This is a genomic window from Winogradskyella sp. (genome assembly GCF_016744625.1).
In the GTDB taxonomy this organism is placed as follows: domain Bacteria; phylum Bacteroidota; class Bacteroidia; order Flavobacteriales; family Flavobacteriaceae; genus Winogradskyella.
The window spans coordinates 59,301-78,249 of sequence record NZ_JADGDZ010000009.1; the positions used below are offsets into that span (position 1 = coordinate 59,301).

Below are 18,949 nucleotides of genomic sequence, written 5' to 3' on the forward strand. Positions count from 1 at the left end.
TTTATAATTGAAAATCAGGAAGTATGCTCTATATTTATAACGATTTTCAAAAAAAGTGCTATAAATTAAAAATCAACCGCTCATGAAAAAAATATTACTATTTTTTGCAATTACCCTTTCTTTTTCAATGCATACCTATGGCCAATTTGGCATCAACCAACCGACAGATTATGAAGTCTGTGATGATAATGGAAGTGGTTTTTGGGAATTTGATTTGACTATTAAGGATTCAGAAATATTAAATGGATTTGATCCTGCTTCGTATGAGGTATCGTATCACTTATCAATAGTTGATGCAGATACTGATACAAACGCTTTAGCGAGTCCTTTTACCAATACTAGCAATCCACAAACCATATTTGTGCGGATTTTTGAGCTCTCTACTGGAAATTTTGAAATTACGAGTTTTGATCTTGTTGTTCATTCTGCGGTAGAAAATAGTTATTCAACAGAACAAATAGTATGTGGTGTAGATGGTTTTGCAGTCTTTGATTTAAGCATAAGCACTATTGACCTTACAGGAGGTGATCAAAGTCTTTCAGTATTTTATTATTTTACATTTCAAGATGCACTTAGCAATATTAATCCTATTGCCAATACTCAATCTTTTACTAATACAGTTCCTTATTATCAAGAAATTTACTTTAGAATAGAAAACATAATAACGGGTTGTACTTATACAAATCCTAATACGAGTTTGTATCTAAATGTTGTTGACCAACCAGCTCTTAATGCACCTTCTTCTTTAGAAGCTTGTGATTTAGATTCTGATGGTTTTGAACAATTTGATTTATATTCTAAAACAGCAGAAATTCTTGCTACTAGTAATCCTAATTTGTTTTATGTTACTTATCACGAGACTCAAGCTGATGCTAATGCTTTTACGAATGCAATTCCACAATACTATACTAATATACAAGCATTCAATCAGACGGTTTATGCTCGTGTATCGGCTTACAATGGTGGTTGTTACCAAGTTTTACCATTAGATTTAGTTATTGTTACGGACTGTGTTTATGCGTCACCAATTACAGTGATTTTATGTGCGGTAAATCCAAATGCTGATATAGAAATTGATTTAACCGCAGAAGAAGCGACAATTTTAAACGGACAAGACGCTTCTGGCTATACAATTACATATTACCAATCTGAAGCTAATGCAGAAAATGAGACAAACGTCATTACTAATACACAACAATTTACCATTCCAAATATAAACACAACACTATTTGTTAGAGTTGATGATAACCAATCAACTAATTATGCGGTTGTATCATTTAATGTGGTTTTTAACTATGGACCAGACGTTTATTTAGAAGATACTTATACGATATGTGGAGCCGATCCTATTGTTTTAACTCCAAGTTTAAATAGTAGTCAAGGTTTTTCATTTTTGTGGAGTACAGGAGCAACAGATCCAGAAATAGTTGTTGATATAGCTGGTGTTTATACTGTAATGGTGACAGATAATGTTTCAGGATGTACTGTAGAATTAAGTACTGAAGTTTTAGAAAGCTCATTTCCAGAATTAGCAACAGCAGCTGCTACAGATATGATTAGTTGTCCACCAAACACAATATTTGATTTAACGATAACGCTTAATGAAATTTTAAATGGATTAGACGCTAGTCAATTTAATATAAATTACTTTAATAGCCCTAATAATGCGTACTCTAACATAAATCCAATTACTGATCCAACAAATTATGTACCTTCTTCTTCAGAAGAAATTATTTATATAAGGATTCAGAATAGTGGTGATGATTGTTTTGAAATCCTAAATTTTAATATCATAATTGATAGTTCATGTCCTGTTATATTTAACTGTGCTCAAGGACCTATTAATAATAGTTTCTGTTATAGTAATGACAATCAAATACAATTCACTTATGAGAGTATTGAAGGGTTTCCGCTTCAAGTGGTTTTTAATGCTGGGCAAGTAGAGAATAATTATGATGCTTTAGTGGTTCTAGATTCTGATGGTGTTACCAATTTAAATCCAGAAGCAACTACTTATGGTAATAATGGAGACGTTACAGGATTAACTTTTATATCAACAGGTAGCAGTATAACTATTACTGTGGCATCAGATGGAAGTATATCTTGTGAAATTTCTAATTACATACCTATAGATTTCGATGTAAGTTGTGCAGATCCAAATGCGCTTCCTACTTGTAATGCGATTTTACAGACACCAGAAAATGGTGCGGTTGATGTTGAAGAAACGACTGAATTGTCCTGGAGCAATGCTTCAGGTATTGTGGTAGGCTATAAATTATCAGTAGGACTAACTTCTGGTGGAACTGAAGTTTTAGATAATGAAGATGTCGGTAATGTAACAAGCTACGATACTGGCATTTTAGAATATGAAACAACCTATTATGTCACTATTATTCCTTACAATGTTAATGGTGATGCTGAAGAATGTACAGAGTATAGCTTTACTACAAGAGCAAATCCAAATCAAATTATAGTTTGTGATGACGGAGCTGTTAATACCATTCATTGTTATGATAATGACGATATATCAGAATTTAGCTTTCAAAGTTCTGACGGATTGCCATTAACAATTATATTTAATTCTGGTAGTACAGAAGTTAACTTTGATGAGGTTTATATTGTGGACTCAGATGGTACGATTTTAAATTCAGATTTAGAGTATGGAAATCAAGGTGATTTTACAGGATTAACCTATACGTCTTCTGGAGATTCACTAACAGTACGGTTTGATTCAGATTTTACCATAAGTTGTACACAAGGAAGTAGTTGTTGTACAGCACAATTTGATTTTGATGTATTCTGTGCTTCTTCAGTAGGGTTCATTCAAGTTAATGCTTTTGTAGATGCTAATGCTAATAGTGTTTATGATACTGATGAATTTAGCTTCTCTAATGGTTATTTTACTTATGAAGTCAATGGTGATGGAATGATTAATACCGTAAATTCTTCAACGGGACACTTTCAAATTATTAGTGGAAATGAAACAGATGTTTACGATATTACCTTTAATTTATATGATGAATCTGAAGCATGTTACGATATAACAACTGCTAGTTTTAGTAATGTATCTGTAGCAACAGGAAGTACAGTTACTTTAGATTTCCCAGTAACTGAAGAACAAAGTTGTGAAGATCTTGCTGTTTATTTAATAAATAACTGGACACCACCAAGACCAGGATTTACTCACGATAATTATTTATATCTAGAGAATTTAGGGTTTACTAACATAGCTTCAGGCACCGTAGAATTTACTTTAGATCCGCAATTAGTACTAGATAGTGTTTTTAGTATTAATCCTGCGTACACTATTACAACTACAGCCACCGGATTTACAGTTGATTTTGTAAATCTTCAACCAGGAGAGGTTGAAAGTATAGGTATTTCAATTTTATGCCCTGTTTCTGTTGTTTTAGACGAAATAGTTACAAATACAGCAACGTATCTTACAGATACTAATGATATGGTGATAAGTAATAATTACTCAACACTTTCTGAAATTGTTGTCGGTTCTTGGGATCCGAATGATATTACGGAGTCTCATGGTCCAACAGTATTGCATGATGAATTCTCGGTTTCAGATGAATGGTTATACTACACGATTCGTTTCCAGAATTTAGGAACAGCTGAAGCTATTTTTGTAAGAATTGAAGATGCTTTACATAATAAATTAGATAAAACGACTTTTCAAATGTTAACCTCTAGTCACGATTTCGTGGTTACTAGAACTGATAACGATTTAGAATGGTTTTTTGATGATATCAATTTACCAGCCGAACAAGATGATGAAGAGGGTAGTCATGGCTTTGCGTATTTTAGAATTAAACCTCAAGCTGGTTATGTAGTCGGAGATATCATTCCAAATACTGCTGCAATTTATTTTGATTTTAATGCTCCAGTAATAACAAATCGTTTTGAAACAAATTTTGTTGATGAATCACTTTCAATAAATGATTTTACGACTATTGATTTTAGTATATATCCTAATCCAGCAAATGACAAAGTTACTATTTCGTTGAATGGAGAAGCCAATGAAAATTTTGATGTTACACTTATAGATATTCAAGGCAAAGTAATAAGTACGCCACGATTTGCGAATGATAGTATCATTGAACTAGATGTATCTGCTTTGAATTCTGGAATGTATTTTGTGAGACTTAAAAACAGTACTAATGAGATGATGGTTAAAAAACTTATTATCAAATAAGTTTAAATACCTCAGAATACTATTAAAAGCTTCAGATTATTTCTGAGGCTTTTAATATTTTTGTGAAACAACATAAATAATGAACCTATTATGATAAAAAAAATACACTACCTACTTTTATTATTTTCAATTACATTGACTTCATTTGCTCAAGTTGCCAACCAGCCAGGCGACTTAGCAGTTTGCGATGGTGATAATGATGGTTTTTCTCAATTCGATTTCTCGATTTTAGATGCTCAAATTTTTGGTAGTCAAAATCCAGCAGATTTTACATTGACATATCACGAAACTCAAAGTGATGCCAATGCAGGATTTAATAGTATTGCTTCACCTTATGATAATGTTATTGCTAATATACAAACGATATATATACGTTTAGAAGAGAATAGTTCTGGTAGTTTTGATACGACTACGGTTAATCTCATTGTTAATCCTTATCCAATAGCTATTCAGCCTACTCCAATAGAATTGTGTGATGATTTTGGTGAAATACCTGTAGATGAAATTACGGTATTCGATTTAACAGTAAAAGATGCTGAAATTATAGGAGTTAATCCTAATAGAACAGTAGCATATTATGAAACTAATGCAGATGCTGTTGCGCAGACAAATGTAATTACTAACTCAACTGCTTATACAAATACTTCTGTAAATGGTTTGCCTGCTAACCCACAAACATTATATGTTGTAGTTACAGATATTAATACAAGTTGTGTAGGTTTTACAACTTTAACCATACGTGTATTGCCAAACCCTACACCAAGCTCAGTGATACCAGATTTAGTATTGTGTGATGAAAACAATACAGAAGATGGTGTAGAAGTATTTGATCTCACAGAAAATGAACTACTGATTTTTAATGGTGAAGTTGGAACATCAATCACATATTATATAAGTGAGGCTGATGCTATTTCTGCGTCTAATGCAATTATAAATCCTACAACATTTACTAATACTTTTATATCACAGACTGTCTATGCAAGAGTAGAGAATGACATAACAAGTTGTTTTTCTATTGTAAACTTTGATTTAATCGTAGATCCTTCACCAGAAGTTGATTTAGGATTGCCTGAACAAAATTATTGTGGTTTTGATTCTGTAACTCTTGTAGCTAACTCACCATTTGCCGATGAGTTTATTTGGTATAAAAATGGTTTTGTATTAACAGGGGAAACATCTTCTACACTTTTAGTAACAGAATCCGATATTTATGAAGCACAGACAATTAATAACCAGTGTGGAGTTTCAGCTTTTTCTGGGCCTGTTGTTTTAAATTTGTACGAAGAAGTTGGTTCTATAGAACCACAAACTATCTTGGCTTGCCCTGATGCTGGTTCAGATACAGCAGATTTTGATTTAGATGCTTTTTCTGCTTCTCTAGGTTTTGGAGAAGGAATTACTGTTAGTTATTATACAAGTATATCTAATGCAAACCAAGCTATTAATGCTTTAATTAGTCCATATAACTCAGCTGGAGAAACTTTAATTATGAGAGTAGAAGATACTGATGCAGCAATGGATGGCTTTTTAGGATGTAGACAATTAACAAATTTAGAACTTGTTATCGATTGTGAAAATACAGGTTTTATTTCAGTTGGTGCATTTTACGATGATAATAATAATTCTGTTTTTGATGCTTCTGAGGAAAACTTTACAAATGGCTATTTTACATACGAGATAAATAATGATGGGATTATAAATACTGTAGAATCTTCTGTAGGAAGGTTTCTCATTGAAAGTTTAGATGAAGTAAATACTTACGATATCAGCTATTATTTTTATAATGAATACGAAGATTGTTTTGATGTGTCAACGACTAGGTTTGATGATGTAAGTGTATTATTTGGCGAGAATGTTACTATTGAATTTCCAGTTGTAAATGAACAATCTTGCGAAGATATTGCAGTATATCTTATTAATCAGCAATCACCAAGACCAGGATTTAATCATACTAACTATTTAGTAATTCAAAATTTAGGTGTGCTTACAACTTCAGGAACTATAGATTATATTTTAGATGAAAACTTAACTATTTCTAATATTAGCACTAGTAGTAATTATTCAACAGCACCAAACACTAACGGTTTCAGTTTAGATTTTATAAACTTATTACCAAACAGTAGTATTACAGTAGTCATCACGTTATACACACCAGCAAGTGTTGCTCTGGGAGAAATAGTTACCAATACAGCAATATATACAACTTCGAGTAACGATATCGTTGCAAATAATAACGAATCTTTTATTACAGAAGCTGTAATCGGTTCATACGATCCTAATGATAAAATGGAATCTCATGGATCAGAAATTGTCTATGATGACTTTATTGCTACAAATGAATATCTGTATTACACGGTTCGTTTTCAAAATGTAGGAACTGCAGAAGCAATCTTTATTAGAATCGAAGATGAATTAGATGCGCAATTAGATGAAACAACGTTTCAAATGTTACGATCTAGTCACGATTATCAGGTTACAAGAATTGGCAATGATTTAGAATGGTTTTTTGATGATATCAATTTACCAGCAGAACAAGATGATGAAGAAGGAAGTAATGGTTTTGTACATTTTAAGATTAAGCCAAAATTAGGTTATAGTGTAGGTGATATTATAACTAATACGGCATCTATTTATTTCGATTTTAATGCACCAATTATTACTAATACGTTTACAACAACTTTTGTTGAACCACTTTCAGTAGATTCTTTTGAGAGTATTAGATATAGTATGTACCCAAATCCTGCTAAAGAATCGGTTACGATAACATTGAGTTCAAGTAATTACGAGAATTCAATATTGAGTATATATGATGTACAAGGAAAGCAAATTCTAAAGCAATTGAATGATGAAAGTAGCATAATACAACTTGATGTTTCTGCATTACAAAGTGGATTGTATTTTGTTCAGCTTAGTAATGGTACTCACACACAGGTTGAAAAACTTGTTATAGAATAGTAACTTAAGATTTAAAATAAACTAAAGCTTCAGATTGTTTCTGAAGCTTTTTTTTGTAATTAGTTATATTTAATTTCGTCAAACACTGCAATTAAAAAGTATTTCAATGAAAAAAATATTACACTTACTACTATTTGCAATTTTAATTGCAGCTTGTAAAGACAAGTCAGAAGCTAGAACTCCAGAATCTAAATTAGAAGCAAAGGATATTACTACAAGTATTTATCCAGAATCAATTACTAAAGTGTTTGATGCACATGGTGGTATTGATAACTGGAATAAAATGCAAACACTCTCCTTTACCATGGAAAAACCAAGTGGAAAGGAAGTTACTACTACGGATTTAAAGTCAAGAGTAGAATTGATTGATACTCCAGCGTATACAATGGGTTATGATGGTAATGATCTTTGGGTAAATGAAAAGGACGGAAATGAATACAAAGGCAATGCTAAGTTTTATAAAGGATTGATGATGTATTTCTATGCCATGCCATTTATAGTTGGTGATGATGGTATCATATATGAAGAAATAGAACCTTTAGTTTTTGACGGGAAAAACTATCCTGGAATTTTAATTTCTTATGATGCAGGAATAGGAGCATCACCAGATGACCAGTATGTAGTTTATTATAATACTGAATCTGGGCAAATGGAATGGTTAAGTTATACAGTAACGTTTGGTAAAGACGAAAAGAGTAAAAACTTTAGATATATACGATACAATGATTGGCAAACCATTAACGGATTAGTTTTACCTAAAAGTATAAGTTGGTATACCTATGAAAATAATGTACCTACAGAATTACGAAATACAGTAGAGTTTATGGATGTTTTGGTTTCTGATAAAGCACCAAATGATTCATTGTTTGTAAAGCCAGAAACTGCCAAATTGATTAAATAATCATTATTCTTTGTCATTCTGAATTTGTTTCAGAACCTAAACATTATGCAAGTATCTGAAAACAAGTTCAGAATGACAAATTGAAAAAAAAAGTGAGCCAACTGGCTCGCTTTTTTCATTTAATTTTGTTGGCTATATTTCTCTGAATAACGTTTATAAAGTTCTGTTTGGTGCGTTTCTAAGCTTAAATTTCGTCCATCAATAAAAGCATGTGTTAATATATTGGTACGCATATCTAAAGCATCACCTTTACTAATAAATAGTGTTGCACTTTTACCAACTTCTAAAGTTCCGTACATATCATCTATTCCTAAAATTTTTGCAGCATTTTGAGTGATTAATTGTAGAGCCTGTTCTTTAGTTAGTCCATAAGCAACTGTTGTACCAGCATAAAACGGAAGGTTACGAGTATTCATGCGTTCCATTTGTCCGCTTGGTTCTAATGCGACTAAAACACCAGCATCAACTAATCGTTTAGCTTGTTTAAATGTGTAGTCGTAATCATCATCTTCTAATTCTGGTCTAGTATGGACACGTCTTAAAAATACAGATACATCATTTTGTTTTAAAAAGTTAGCGATATTACCAGCTTGGTAACCACCAACAATGGTCAATTTTGATACACCTTGAGATTTTGCAAAATTTACTGCATCAGTAATTCCTTTTTCGTCGTCTGCCTTAATATACAAATGTTTTGAGCTGTCAAATACGCCAGCTAAAGCTGCAAAAGGTAAATGATTTTCATCTTTATTGCCTTTGTTATAACTTCTAGCTTCGTTAAAGTAATCTGATAATTCTTTGATTTGTTTTGCATAATTTTTGTTCGGTTTTAAACCAGGATCTTCTCCTAGCCACCAACGTCCTCTACTAAAACTACTTGGCCAATTGATATGAATACCATCATCCATTTTAATGGCTGCATCTTCCCAGTTCCAAGCATCATATTGTACTATTGAAGATGTTCCGCTAATACGTCCTCCTCTTGGTACCACTTGTCCTAACAATACTCCATTAGGTCGCATCGATTCTATAATTTTAGATTCGGTATTATAAGCAATAATACTTCTAATATGTGGATTAAAAGTCCCCATTTCCGAAAGGTCGTTAGATGCTTTTACGGCATCAACTTCTACTAAACCAAGCGTTCCGTTAGATACTATAAAACCAGGATAGACATGTTTGCCTTTGGCATCAATAATATCCATAGCTTGCCTAGTAAGTGGAGTAGATGCTTCTGGACCAATGGTTGTTATTTTTCCATTGCTTACTACTATAATACTATTCTCAATCACAGAACCATTGCCTAAATGAGCAGTTGCACCAACAATAGCAAAATCTTTTGATTGTTTTGGTGCTGGTGTCTGTTGTGCAAAACCTAATGTGACACACAACAAAAACAATATGATATTTATTTTATTCCTATTTTTCATTTTAAAATATTTTTAGTTGTGTAAATCCATTGAATCGCAATGCAACAATACCTTTTCTTTTTTCTTTACAGGCTGCGTTTTTAAGCCTTTATTTTTGTCTTGCAGCATGAGGTTTATTAATTCGCTTTTTTCCTTTTTCATGGCTTTACGCATTTGTTTGTCTCGATCTATGTCAAAATAAGTGACTCCTTCAATAATTGTTTTTTCAGCTTTTGCATAAACAGAAAGCGGATGATCTGACCATAATACAACATCTGCATCCTTGCCAATCTTAAGACTACCAACTCTATCATCAAGATGTAAAAGTTTTGCAGGATTCAACGTAACAAATTTCCAAGCATTTTCTTCACTAACACCTCCATATTTAATAGATTTTGCGGCTTCTTGGTTTAATCGCCTGGACATTTCGGCATCATCACTATTAATAGCAACAGTTACTCCTGCATTGTGCATAATTGCTGCATTAAAAGGTATTGCATCATTTACTTCGTATTTATAAGCCCACCAATCACTAAATGTTGATCCACCAACTCCATGTGCTTTCATTTTGTCTGCGACTTTATAACCTTCAAGAATATGAGTGAAAGTATTAATGTTAAAGTCGAATTTGTCAGCAACTTTCATTAGCATGTTAATCTCACTTTGTACATATGAGTGACATGAGATAAAGCGCTCTTTATTTAAGATTTCTGCGAGTACTTCCATTTCATCATCTTTTCTATACGGTTTTCCACTTTTCTTAGTTTTGTCATATGCTTTAGCTCTACTAAAATAATCCATAAAGACTTGCTCAACTCCCATTCGAGATTGTGGAAAACGAGAATTTGTTCTACTTCGTGATTGTTTTACATTTTCACCTAAAGCAAATTTGATAAACTTTGGGGAATTGTTATAAACCAAATCGTCAGCAGATTCTCCCCATTTTAGTTTTATGATTGCAGAACGTCCACCAATAGGATTGGCAGAACCATGTAGTATTTGAATAGAAGTAACTCCACCAGCTAAATTGCGGTAGATGTCTATGTCTTCATCATCTAAAACATCTTCTATAGTCACTTCTGCAGATGAGTTATGACCTCCTTCATTAATGGAAGAAGCTGCAATATGCGAATGTTCATCTATAATGCCAGAGGTAACATGTTTGCCAGTAGCATCAATTACTTTTGCACTTCCATCAGATAAATTTTTTCCAATTTTTGAAATCTTTCCATTTTTAATCAGCACATCTGTGTTTTCTAAAACACCATCTTTTTCATTAGTCCAAACGGTTGCATTTTTAAATAATAAGGTTTCTGATTTAGGTTTTTCTGAAAAGCCATAAGCCAAATTAGGATAGGTAATTGGACTCACAAAAGGTGCTTTAATATCTTCCTTATCTTTCTTTTTGTCAGCACTTTTTTCTGAATCTTCCTTTTGCGTTTTATTAGCATAAAAGGATAATGTATTTCCGTTTGGTAATATTGCTTTCCCATTTAAACTATTACCTTTAGTCGCATTGGCAGCAATCCTAATATATTCCTTTTTTGTACTATCTGCAGTCTTAAAAGTCAGATTCATCCAATCATTAGCGTAGTTTATTTTAGTGCCAAGGCTTTTATCTCCGCTTTCAAGTTTAGCATTAGGTTTACTAGTACTTCCAGAGATTGAAAGCTTATAATCTTTACTTGCTAATTTAAAATTGTAATCACCATCAATGTCCTTTACATTCATAGTCTTTAAAACATGTGGTATACCTTGTACCCAGTTTTCATATAGCTTGGTCTTTTTATCAAATATATCACCAGAGGCGATTAAGAAATTCGCATAACTTCCAGTTTTTAAGGTTCCTAAAAGATTAGACTTGCCTAATAGACTTGCAGGAACAGTAGTTAAGGCTTCTAAAGCTTTCTGTTTAGAAAGACCACTTTCAATGGCCTTCATTAAGTTAGACTTAAATGATTTCTTAGATTTTAAACCATGTGTTGTTAATGCAAATCTAATACCGTTTTCTGCTAACAGTCTTGGATTGTGAGGCTCTTGGTTCCAAGAACGCATATCACTAAGCGATAATGTGCTAGCCAAAAAGGGATTGTCAACATCATAAGCCAATTGAAAGTCGAGAGGTAAAATAAGAGTTGCATTTGTGCTTTTTACTTCTGCAATACGTTCATATTCATCTCCACCACCAACAATGGCATATTGAATATTAAAAGCATCACCAACTTTATCTGCTCTCATTAGATTTGCTCTGCTACCCGCTTCAAAAACTTGAAGTAAGTTTTTGTTACCATTCAAAGCTTCTAAGGATAAATCTTTGGTATCTATATTTCCATCAGCATACCATTTTGCATCATTGTACATTTGTCGTAATAAAGCCATACTTCCCATTATAGACGAAGGATACGACTGGCGTGAGGTTGCACTTTTACTAAATGATAAGTGTTGTGTCGTTTCTCCATCTACAACTCGCATAGAATTATCTGCATTATTATTAAGCGCAATTAAAGCTCCTGTACCACGAACAATACCATTTGGCATGTGCGTATTAACAACGCCAAATCCAAGCTTTTGCATTTCTGATGCGGATTTAGCATCGTACTTAAAACTAGTCATCACATCTTGTTCTGGTATTATGTGGTCATTCCAATAAAAGCCACTTCTACTAGCTCCGTATTGAGGACCATTACCACTACGTTTTGGTTTTGTAACGCCAAATGTAGTATACATATCAATGAAGGATGGGTAAATAGTTTTTCCTGAAAGATCAATGGTAGTTGTGTTCTTCGGAATACTGACGGATTCACCTACGCTAACAACTTTACCGCCTTTGATAAGAAGTGTGCCGTTTTCTATTATTTGGTTTGGTGAAACATGAATCGTAGCATTTGTAAATGCGGTGTAATTTGAATTATTTGCTATGACTCCAGAATTACTAGGAAAGTAATCTTGTGCAAATAACGAAAAACTGCACATAAAAATGAGCAGTCGTAAATGTACTTTTATCATAAAATGGTTGGTTAGATTAACTTCCTAAAGATAGGAATTAAAGCTAAAAAGAAGATTGAATTGAACTATTTTAACATTTTCAGAATAGGGTAACACATGTATTTCAATTATAACTCTTCACCTTCATAATAATTAACCAAAAGTGCAACCACATAACTATAACTTTTCATACCTGCTGATTGATTATTTGCTTTTAAGAAACTATCAAAGGTAACCTCAAAGATAGGCTCTATAGGATTTTCGTAAGCCATCCAAAAAGCTTGAACTTCTTGATAGTTTTTAAGAATCCCTTTATTTATTGTTGGTAGAATACAATCGTAGATTTCAGGATTTTTTCTGAATATTTCAGCTAAGCAGTAACGCAACGCAAATGTGTAGCCCGAATATTGAAAATAAATATCCTCATTATGAATTGCAGCTAAACTACCAATAAAATTAGCTTCATTCTCTGCAGCATAACCTAATTGATGTGCGGCTTCATGGCATGCAGTAGTCGGGAATTTATAAGTTGGTATTAATCCATCCACTTGGGCTTCGTTGGTAAAAGGATTTAGATAACCTGAAAAACCCATATATGTTAATGGTAAACTATAAATAGATTTTTTAATACTTTTTGGCTCGTAATTAAGATGAGAATAGGTTTCTGATAGTACATTATAGCCATTTTGGACTTTATCAAAGATTTCAGATTTGGAATATGGAAGTTCAATTTTAATAGAATCAACTGATGATAACTGACTATGAACAGCATTCGATTTTTTGATTAGTTTTTCTGTAAATGAAATTAATTGTTCAGTGGTATATTCTGCTTCTATATTTAAAGATTTATAAAGCGGTTGTCTGTAATAATTAAATGCCCAAAGGATATGAAAAGCAAAATAAGCAATAGATAAAGTCGCACCAATATCTAATAGCCAATTGATGGTATCTTTTATAATTCGTTTTCTATTTAAAATTAGCCATCTTATGATGTAAATACCTGCTAAAGTATAAAAGATATCTCCAATTGAAAATGGAATCCAACCAAAAACATAACGCATTAATTTAGAAATGCCGACATATAAACCATTACTGTAGAATTGCTCAACGAACGCTGGATAATTTTTTAATATAGAGATTAATAGAATCTGAATTCCAAGAAAAATTACTAATACCAGTTTTTTGTTTTTGAGCATGCTTCAAAAATAGGGAAAAACTAGTCATTTCATACTTGATGCAGAATCCATTTAAGATAACCTTAATTATTTATAGGAGATTCTGAAACAAGTTCAGAATGACAAAAAAGAATGCTTGGTATTTTGTAATTTTGCTATCCTAAAATTATATAGATATGAGTTCAGAAATAAGAGCCTTAGAACCAAAACAACTTTGGAATAAATTTGCAGATTTAAATGCCGTTCCTCGGCCTTCAAAAAAAGAAGAACGCGTGATTCAATTTATGAAGGACTTTGGAGAAAACCTAAGTTTAGAAACTATTGAAGATGAAGTTGGTAATGTAATTATCCGAAAGCCAGCAACAAAAGGCATGGAAGATAGAAAGCCAATTGTTATGCAATCGCATTTAGATATGGTGCATCAAAAAAATAATGATACCGTTTTCGATTTTGATACTCAAGGTATTGATATGTATGTTGAAGGTGATTGGGTAAAAGCTAAAGGAACAACATTAGGTGCAGACAATGGTTTAGGTGTAGCTACGATTATGGCTATTCTTGAAAGTGATACTATTGCACATCCAGCTTTGGAAGCTTTATTTACTATTGATGAAGAAACAGGAATGACTGGTGCAATGGGTTTAAAAGGTGGATTGCTTAAAGGGGATATTCTGTTGAATTTAGATACTGAAGAAGATGATGAAATTGGTGTAGGTTGTGCAGGTGGAGTAGATGTAACTGCGACACGTGAGTATAAAGAAGAAGAAACACCAGGGTTTAAAATTGGATATACAATTACTGTAAAAGGTTTGCAAGGTGGGCATTCTGGTATGCAGATACACGAAGGATTAGGTAATGCCAATAAAATAATGAACCGTTTATTATTTGATGGATTTGAAAACTTTGGATTGCGTATTTCTGAAATTGATGGAGGAAGTTTACGTAATGCAATTCCAAGAGAAAGTAATGCAACGGTTTGCATAGATGCAGTCCATGAAGAAGCTTTTGAATTTGAGCTTAAGCAACATGCTGATACGATTAAGATTGAATTTAAAACCATGGAGCCAGATTTAGAAATAGAAGTTTCTAAAACAGAAACTCCAGAGAAAATTATGGACTTAGGAGTTCAAGAAGGTATCACAAGAGCTTTATATGCTGCTTGTAATGGAGTGTATCGTATGAGTCCGGATATTAAAGACTTAGTAGAAACATCTAATAATATCGCTAGAGTGATTGTTAAAGATGGCGCTATTAAAATAGGTTGCTTAACACGTAGTTCTGTAGAAAGCTCTAAATTAGACTTAGCAAATACGTTGAGGTCTACTTTTGAATTGACAGGTTGCGAAGTAGAATTTTCTGGTTCATATCCTGGTTGGGCACCAAATATGGGTTCTGCTATTTTAAAAGTTATGGTTCCTATTTATGAGCGCTTAAATAATGGGGAGAAGCCACATGTTGCAGCTTGCCATGCAGGTTTAGAATGTGGAATTTTAGGAACAAACTATCCAGATATGGATATGATTAGTTTTGGACCAAATATTAAAGGAGCACATTCACCAGATGAACGCGCACAAATTTCTTCTGCTCAGAAGTATTGGGAATTTGTTTTAGAGATTTTGGTGAATATTCCAAAGGCTTAGTTAAAATAAATCATATAAAAAAAAGCAGCCTTAGGCTGCTTTTTTTTATTCTATAGTTTGTGAATTATTTTATACTCACCAATTCTATATCAAATATAATATTAGAGTTCCCTGGTATTACAGGTGGGTTTCCTCTTTCTCCATAACCAAGATAGTAAGGAATAAATACTCTGACCTTATCACCAATTTTCATATTCAACATGGCTTCTCTAAATCCTGTAACTAAACTTGCTGTTTCATTATATGGCATGTCAAATGGTACATATCTACCAGCTTTATCTTGTCTTTCATCATACTTTCCATTCTTTTCAGCTACCTCTTTCATAGTTGTCCAGAATAGCTCACCATTTTCAAAATAGCCAGCACAATCTATATTAACACGTTGAGCAGAAGTTGGTTTAACACCATTACCTTCATGTGTAAATATCATTGCCATTCCTGTTGGAGAGTCAATACGACGTCCATCTAACTCTTCATTTTTCTTTAAGAATTCTGCTTTTGCTAGCTTAGCCAATTCTTCCGCTTTCTTTTTTGCTTCCTCTTTAAGTTTCGCTAGCTTTTCTTTTATTTTTGGCATATCTTCTTCAAATACTTTTGCCGCATTAAAAGCTCTAGCATCAGATCCTTTTCTAATAATATTAAGCTTTGTGATAACTACATCTTCAACAGGCTTATGATTTCTGGCTTGCGGATTAATTACCTTTACATTTGAAATTGAGTCATGGACTGCCATACCTTCAACTACTTGCCCAAAAACTGCATGTCTATTATCTAAACTAGGCCATTCTTTTTCCATGATAAAGAACTGGCTGCCATTAGCATCTCTACCTGGGTTTGCCATAGATAGGATTCCTGGTTTATCGTGCTTTAATTCTGGGTGGAATTCATCTGGGAATTTATATCCAGGATCTCCACTACCAGAAGCTGTAGGATCACCTCCTTGAATCATAAAATTATTAACTACTCTATGAAAAGTGATGCTGTCATAATAACGCTTGCCTTTATATTCGTCTTTTACTAAAGGATGTTCGCCTTCGGCAAGTGCAACAAAATTAGCAACAGTTACAGGGACCTTGTCGTAAAACAATTCTGCGACCATGGTACCTTTATTGGTTACGAATTCTGCATAAAGTCCATCTTTTAAATCTGGATAACGTTCTTGACAAGAAATGTTTACCAATACTAATAAAACAACAAATGTTGTAAGTGCTTTTTTAATCATTTTTTTTAATTATTGTGTTTAGTGTTACTTCGCAAATTAAAGGAATATTAGTTCCTATTTTGTTATCATCTCCATAATAACCATAGGCTTTTTGAGATGGAAATATAAAAGTTGCTGTTTCGTTAGGCTTTAAGAGTTTTAAACCCTCACGTAATCCTGTAAATAGTTCTTCTTTATCCATAACATAAGATCTATTGATTTTAGCATAGATTTCTTGTCCTTCTATATTAGAAATATTATAATCGAAATCAACGACATCTCCGAATTGTGGTTTAGCACTAGCAGTCTCGATTTTAGTATTGTAGTAATACCAAAATCCACTTTCTGATGCGATATAGGTTTTATCAGGATTACTTTTTATGATGTCTTTAATATGTGTCTGTTCTAGCTCATTGAGCTTTTTGTTACGCTCAGCAGATTCTTTTAAAAATGATCCAGATTGCACAGACTCTGGCATTCTGGCTTCTGGTGATTTACAACTGAAACACAGAATTGATAAAGAGAAAATTACGAGTAGGCGCTTCATTTTTAATATTTTATTACCCATTATTGGCTTGGGACAACTCTTGTTTATACTGTGGTAATATACTAATAAATTTATCAATGGTTGAAGTCATATTTGTTTCACTACGTCCACCAGCTGCATTGGTATGACCACCTCCATGAAAATGCGCTCTCGATAATTCGTTGACGGAAAATTCCCCTTTGCTGCGTAAGGATATTTTTATAATATCATCTTGTTTGCTTTCTATAAAAATAGCGGCAAAAATAATGCCCTTTAAGGATAAAGCATTGTTAACAAAACCTTCAGTATCTCCTTTTTTGAAATTGAATTCATCTAACTCAGCTTGAGATAAAGTAATGTAAGCCGTTCTTAATTCTGGAATCACTTTTAAATTTTGAAGTGCTCTACCTAAAAGTTGTAACCGACTATAACTATTTGTGTCGTATGTATTATTATGAATTTGAGTATTATCAGCACCTTTTTTAATTAGATTGCTTATAACTTCGTGTGTTCTGCTTGTTGTAGAGCGGAATCTAAAAGAACCAGTATCTGTCATAACACCAACGTACAAACAGGTTGCAATATTTGCGTCAATTCTGTCAGTATCATCTAGCATTTCAATGAAATTATAAACCATTTCACAGGTTGAAGACATGCTCACATCAGAATAGGTGTATTTAGCATAATCGTCTGGTTGCTGATGATGATCTATCATTATTTTAGTTGCGCTTGAAACTTCTAATACTTCAGCCATATCATGACCAGTGCGATGAAAAGCATTAAAATCTAAAGTAAAAAGCAAATCGGCATTATCAATAAGTGCTTTACTCTCTTCTTGTTGGCTTTCAAATTTTAAAACGGTATCGTCTCCTGGTAACCATTTTAAAAAATCTGGATAATCATTTGGTGTAATAACAACCACATTATGATTATACATTTTTAAATAATGATACAAGCCTAAAGTAGAACCCATAGCATCTCCATCTGGATTTCTATGCGGAACAATAACAATGTTCTTTGGTGTACTTAAAAGTGATTTTATGTCTGGAATTTGTGCTTTAATCATAGTTGGCGAAGATACAATTTTTTAAATTTTATGAAACTGGATTCTGAATTAGAAATGATAAAGATTTATTAAAATTTGATGTTCAATTATACTCAGTGCGTCAGTTAGAGTAATTTTTGATAAAAAAATGTATCGAAAACTTATTATTAATAAGAAATATCTTGTTCTCGATACTAACTTTATACTTTAAGAAGCATAAATTTCACTCGAACTGACGATGTCTCTGGTTACTTTTAAATATTATTATCAGTGCTTGATTAATTAAAGAAATGCATTACTTTTGCACCTCATTAAAAAAAGATACATGGCAACTAACAGAACATTTACAATGTTAAAGCCAGATGCTGTTGAAAAAGGACACATTGGCGCAATATTAGAAAAAATTTCAGCTTCAGGATTTAGAATCGTAGCAATGAAGCTAACTCATATGACTACTCAAGATGCTAAAGCATTTTATGCTATACATAGTGAGCGTCCATTTTATGGAGAATTGGTAGAGTATATGACACGTGGACCTATCGTTGCAGCAATCTTAGAAAAAGATAACGCTGTTGAGGATTTTAGAACTTTAATTGGAGCAACTAATCCTGCTGATGCAGCAGAAGGTACTATTCGTAAAATGTTTGCAGATTCTATTAGCGAAAACGCTGTTCATGGAAGTGATAGTGATGATAATGCCGCTATTGAAGGTGCTTTCCATTTCTCTGGTAGAGAGATGTTCTAAGTGAAAACATTTGATAATATATAAAAAAGACTATCTTTAAGGATGGTCTTTTTTTGTTTGAGATGTTTTTTAATGGGCTTGTATCAGCAATTAATTTTTTCAGCCGATTTTTCTATTCATTATTCAATAAAATTAATAAGCATTTTATAATACATATTTAATT

11 protein-coding genes are annotated in these 18,949 nt (G+C 32.7%); 5 read left to right on the forward strand and 6 right to left on the reverse strand.

Translation table 11 applies throughout. The annotated features are described in order from the left end of the window. The first annotated feature begins 82 nt into the window (after positions 1-82). The 3 genes from QZZ53_RS03885 (at position 83) to QZZ53_RS03895 (ending at position 8,060) form a co-directional block, all read left to right on the forward strand. Entirely contained in the window at positions 83-4,204 is a 4,122-nt protein-coding gene (locus QZZ53_RS03885; protein ID WP_296381687.1) for a T9SS type A sorting domain-containing protein, read from the forward strand. A gap of 90 nt (positions 4,205-4,294) precedes the next feature. Then, positions 4,295-7,159 carry a T9SS type A sorting domain-containing protein gene (locus tag QZZ53_RS03890; RefSeq protein ID WP_296381689.1) on the forward strand — a complete coding sequence of 955 codons (2,865 nt, stop codon included), beginning with the start codon at positions 4,295-4,297 and terminating at the stop codon, positions 7,157-7,159. Positions 7,160-7,265: 106 nt separating this feature from the next. Next, positions 7,266-8,060 (forward strand): DUF6503 family protein, encoded by a 795-nt coding sequence (locus QZZ53_RS03895; RefSeq protein WP_296381691.1) that lies wholly within the window; start codon positions 7,266-7,268, stop codon positions 8,058-8,060. Positions 8,061-8,179: 119 nt separating this feature from the next. Here QZZ53_RS03895 and QZZ53_RS03900 read toward each other — a convergent pair whose 3' ends face one another. The 3 genes from QZZ53_RS03900 to QZZ53_RS03910 form a co-directional block, all read right to left on the reverse strand. Beyond that, positions 8,180-9,490, reverse strand: coding sequence for an amidohydrolase family protein (locus tag QZZ53_RS03900; protein WP_296381693.1), 1,311 nt, complete (start codon positions 9,488-9,490; stop codon positions 8,180-8,182). 12 nt (positions 9,491-9,502) lie between these two features. Beyond that, positions 9,503-12,475, reverse strand: a complete 2,973-nt coding sequence (locus tag QZZ53_RS03905; protein WP_296381695.1) for an amidohydrolase family protein — start codon at positions 12,473-12,475, stop codon at positions 9,503-9,505. A 107-nt stretch (positions 12,476-12,582) separates the two neighbouring features. Next, complete coding sequence (locus tag QZZ53_RS03910) at positions 12,583-13,650, reverse strand: DUF3810 domain-containing protein (RefSeq protein ID WP_296381696.1); 1,068 nt, start codon at positions 13,648-13,650, stop codon at positions 12,583-12,585. A gap of 155 nt (positions 13,651-13,805) precedes the next feature. Here QZZ53_RS03910 and QZZ53_RS03915 point away from each other — a divergent pair, with 155 nt between their 5' ends. Continuing rightward, complete coding sequence (locus tag QZZ53_RS03915; protein ID WP_296381698.1) at positions 13,806-15,269, forward strand: aminoacyl-histidine dipeptidase; 1,464 nt, start codon at positions 13,806-13,808, stop codon at positions 15,267-15,269. A gap of 64 nt (positions 15,270-15,333) precedes the next feature. Here QZZ53_RS03915 and QZZ53_RS03920 read toward each other — a convergent pair whose 3' ends face one another. The 3 genes from QZZ53_RS03920 to QZZ53_RS03930 are packed head-to-tail and all read right to left on the reverse strand — an operon-like array spanning position 15,334 to position 18,062. Continuing rightward, positions 15,334-16,491, reverse strand: a complete 1,158-nt coding sequence (locus tag QZZ53_RS03920; RefSeq protein WP_296381700.1) for a peptidylprolyl isomerase — start codon at positions 16,489-16,491, stop codon at positions 15,334-15,336. Continuing rightward, on the reverse strand, positions 16,484-17,017 hold the full coding sequence (gene gldI / locus QZZ53_RS03925; protein WP_296381701.1) for a gliding motility-associated peptidyl-prolyl isomerase GldI: 534 nt from the start codon (positions 17,015-17,017) through the stop codon (positions 16,484-16,486). The genes QZZ53_RS03920 and gldI overlap by 8 nt, the downstream gene beginning before the upstream one ends. A 13-nt stretch (positions 17,018-17,030) precedes the next feature. After that, entirely contained in the window at positions 17,031-18,062 is a 1,032-nt protein-coding gene (locus tag QZZ53_RS03930) for a bifunctional oligoribonuclease/PAP phosphatase NrnA (RefSeq protein ID WP_296381702.1), read from the reverse strand. Positions 18,063-18,366: 304 nt separating this feature from the next. On the opposite strand from QZZ53_RS03930, the gene QZZ53_RS03935 reads away from it, so the two are divergent. Then, on the forward strand, positions 18,367-18,786 hold the full coding sequence (locus QZZ53_RS03935) for a nucleoside-diphosphate kinase (RefSeq protein ID WP_296381704.1): 420 nt from the start codon (positions 18,367-18,369) through the stop codon (positions 18,784-18,786). Positions 18,787-18,949: the final 163 nt, after the last annotated feature.

What these genes read in the sequence shown, in the direction of transcription:
- QZZ53_RS03910 (WP_296381696.1), bottom strand. Translation starts at nt 13,650, where the DNA reads ATGCTCAAAAACAAAAAACTGGTATTAGTAATTTTTCTTGGAATTCAG.
- QZZ53_RS03895 (WP_296381691.1), top strand. Translation starts at nt 7,266, where the DNA reads ATGAAAAAAATATTACACTTACTACTATTTGCAATTTTAATTGCAGCT.
- QZZ53_RS03920 (WP_296381700.1), bottom strand. Translation starts at nt 16,491, where the DNA reads ATGATTAAAAAAGCACTTACAACATTTGTTGTTTTATTAGTATTGGTA.
- QZZ53_RS03915 (WP_296381698.1), top strand. Translation starts at nt 13,806, where the DNA reads ATGAGTTCAGAAATAAGAGCCTTAGAACCAAAACAACTTTGGAATAAA.
- QZZ53_RS03900 (WP_296381693.1), bottom strand. Translation starts at nt 9,490, where the DNA reads ATGAAAAATAGGAATAAAATAAATATCATATTGTTTTTGTTGTGTGTC.
- gldI (WP_296381701.1), bottom strand. Translation starts at nt 17,017, where the DNA reads ATGAAGCGCCTACTCGTAATTTTCTCTTTATCAATTCTGTGTTTCAGT.
- QZZ53_RS03890 (WP_296381689.1), top strand. Translation starts at nt 4,295, where the DNA reads ATGATAAAAAAAATACACTACCTACTTTTATTATTTTCAATTACATTG.
- QZZ53_RS03930 (WP_296381702.1), bottom strand. Translation starts at nt 18,062, where the DNA reads ATGATTAAAGCACAAATTCCAGACATAAAATCACTTTTAAGTACACCA.
- QZZ53_RS03905 (WP_296381695.1), bottom strand. Translation starts at nt 12,475, where the DNA reads ATGATAAAAGTACATTTACGACTGCTCATTTTTATGTGCAGTTTTTCG.
- QZZ53_RS03885 (WP_296381687.1), top strand. Translation starts at nt 83, where the DNA reads ATGAAAAAAATATTACTATTTTTTGCAATTACCCTTTCTTTTTCAATG.
- QZZ53_RS03935 (WP_296381704.1), top strand. Translation starts at nt 18,367, where the DNA reads ATGGCAACTAACAGAACATTTACAATGTTAAAGCCAGATGCTGTTGAA.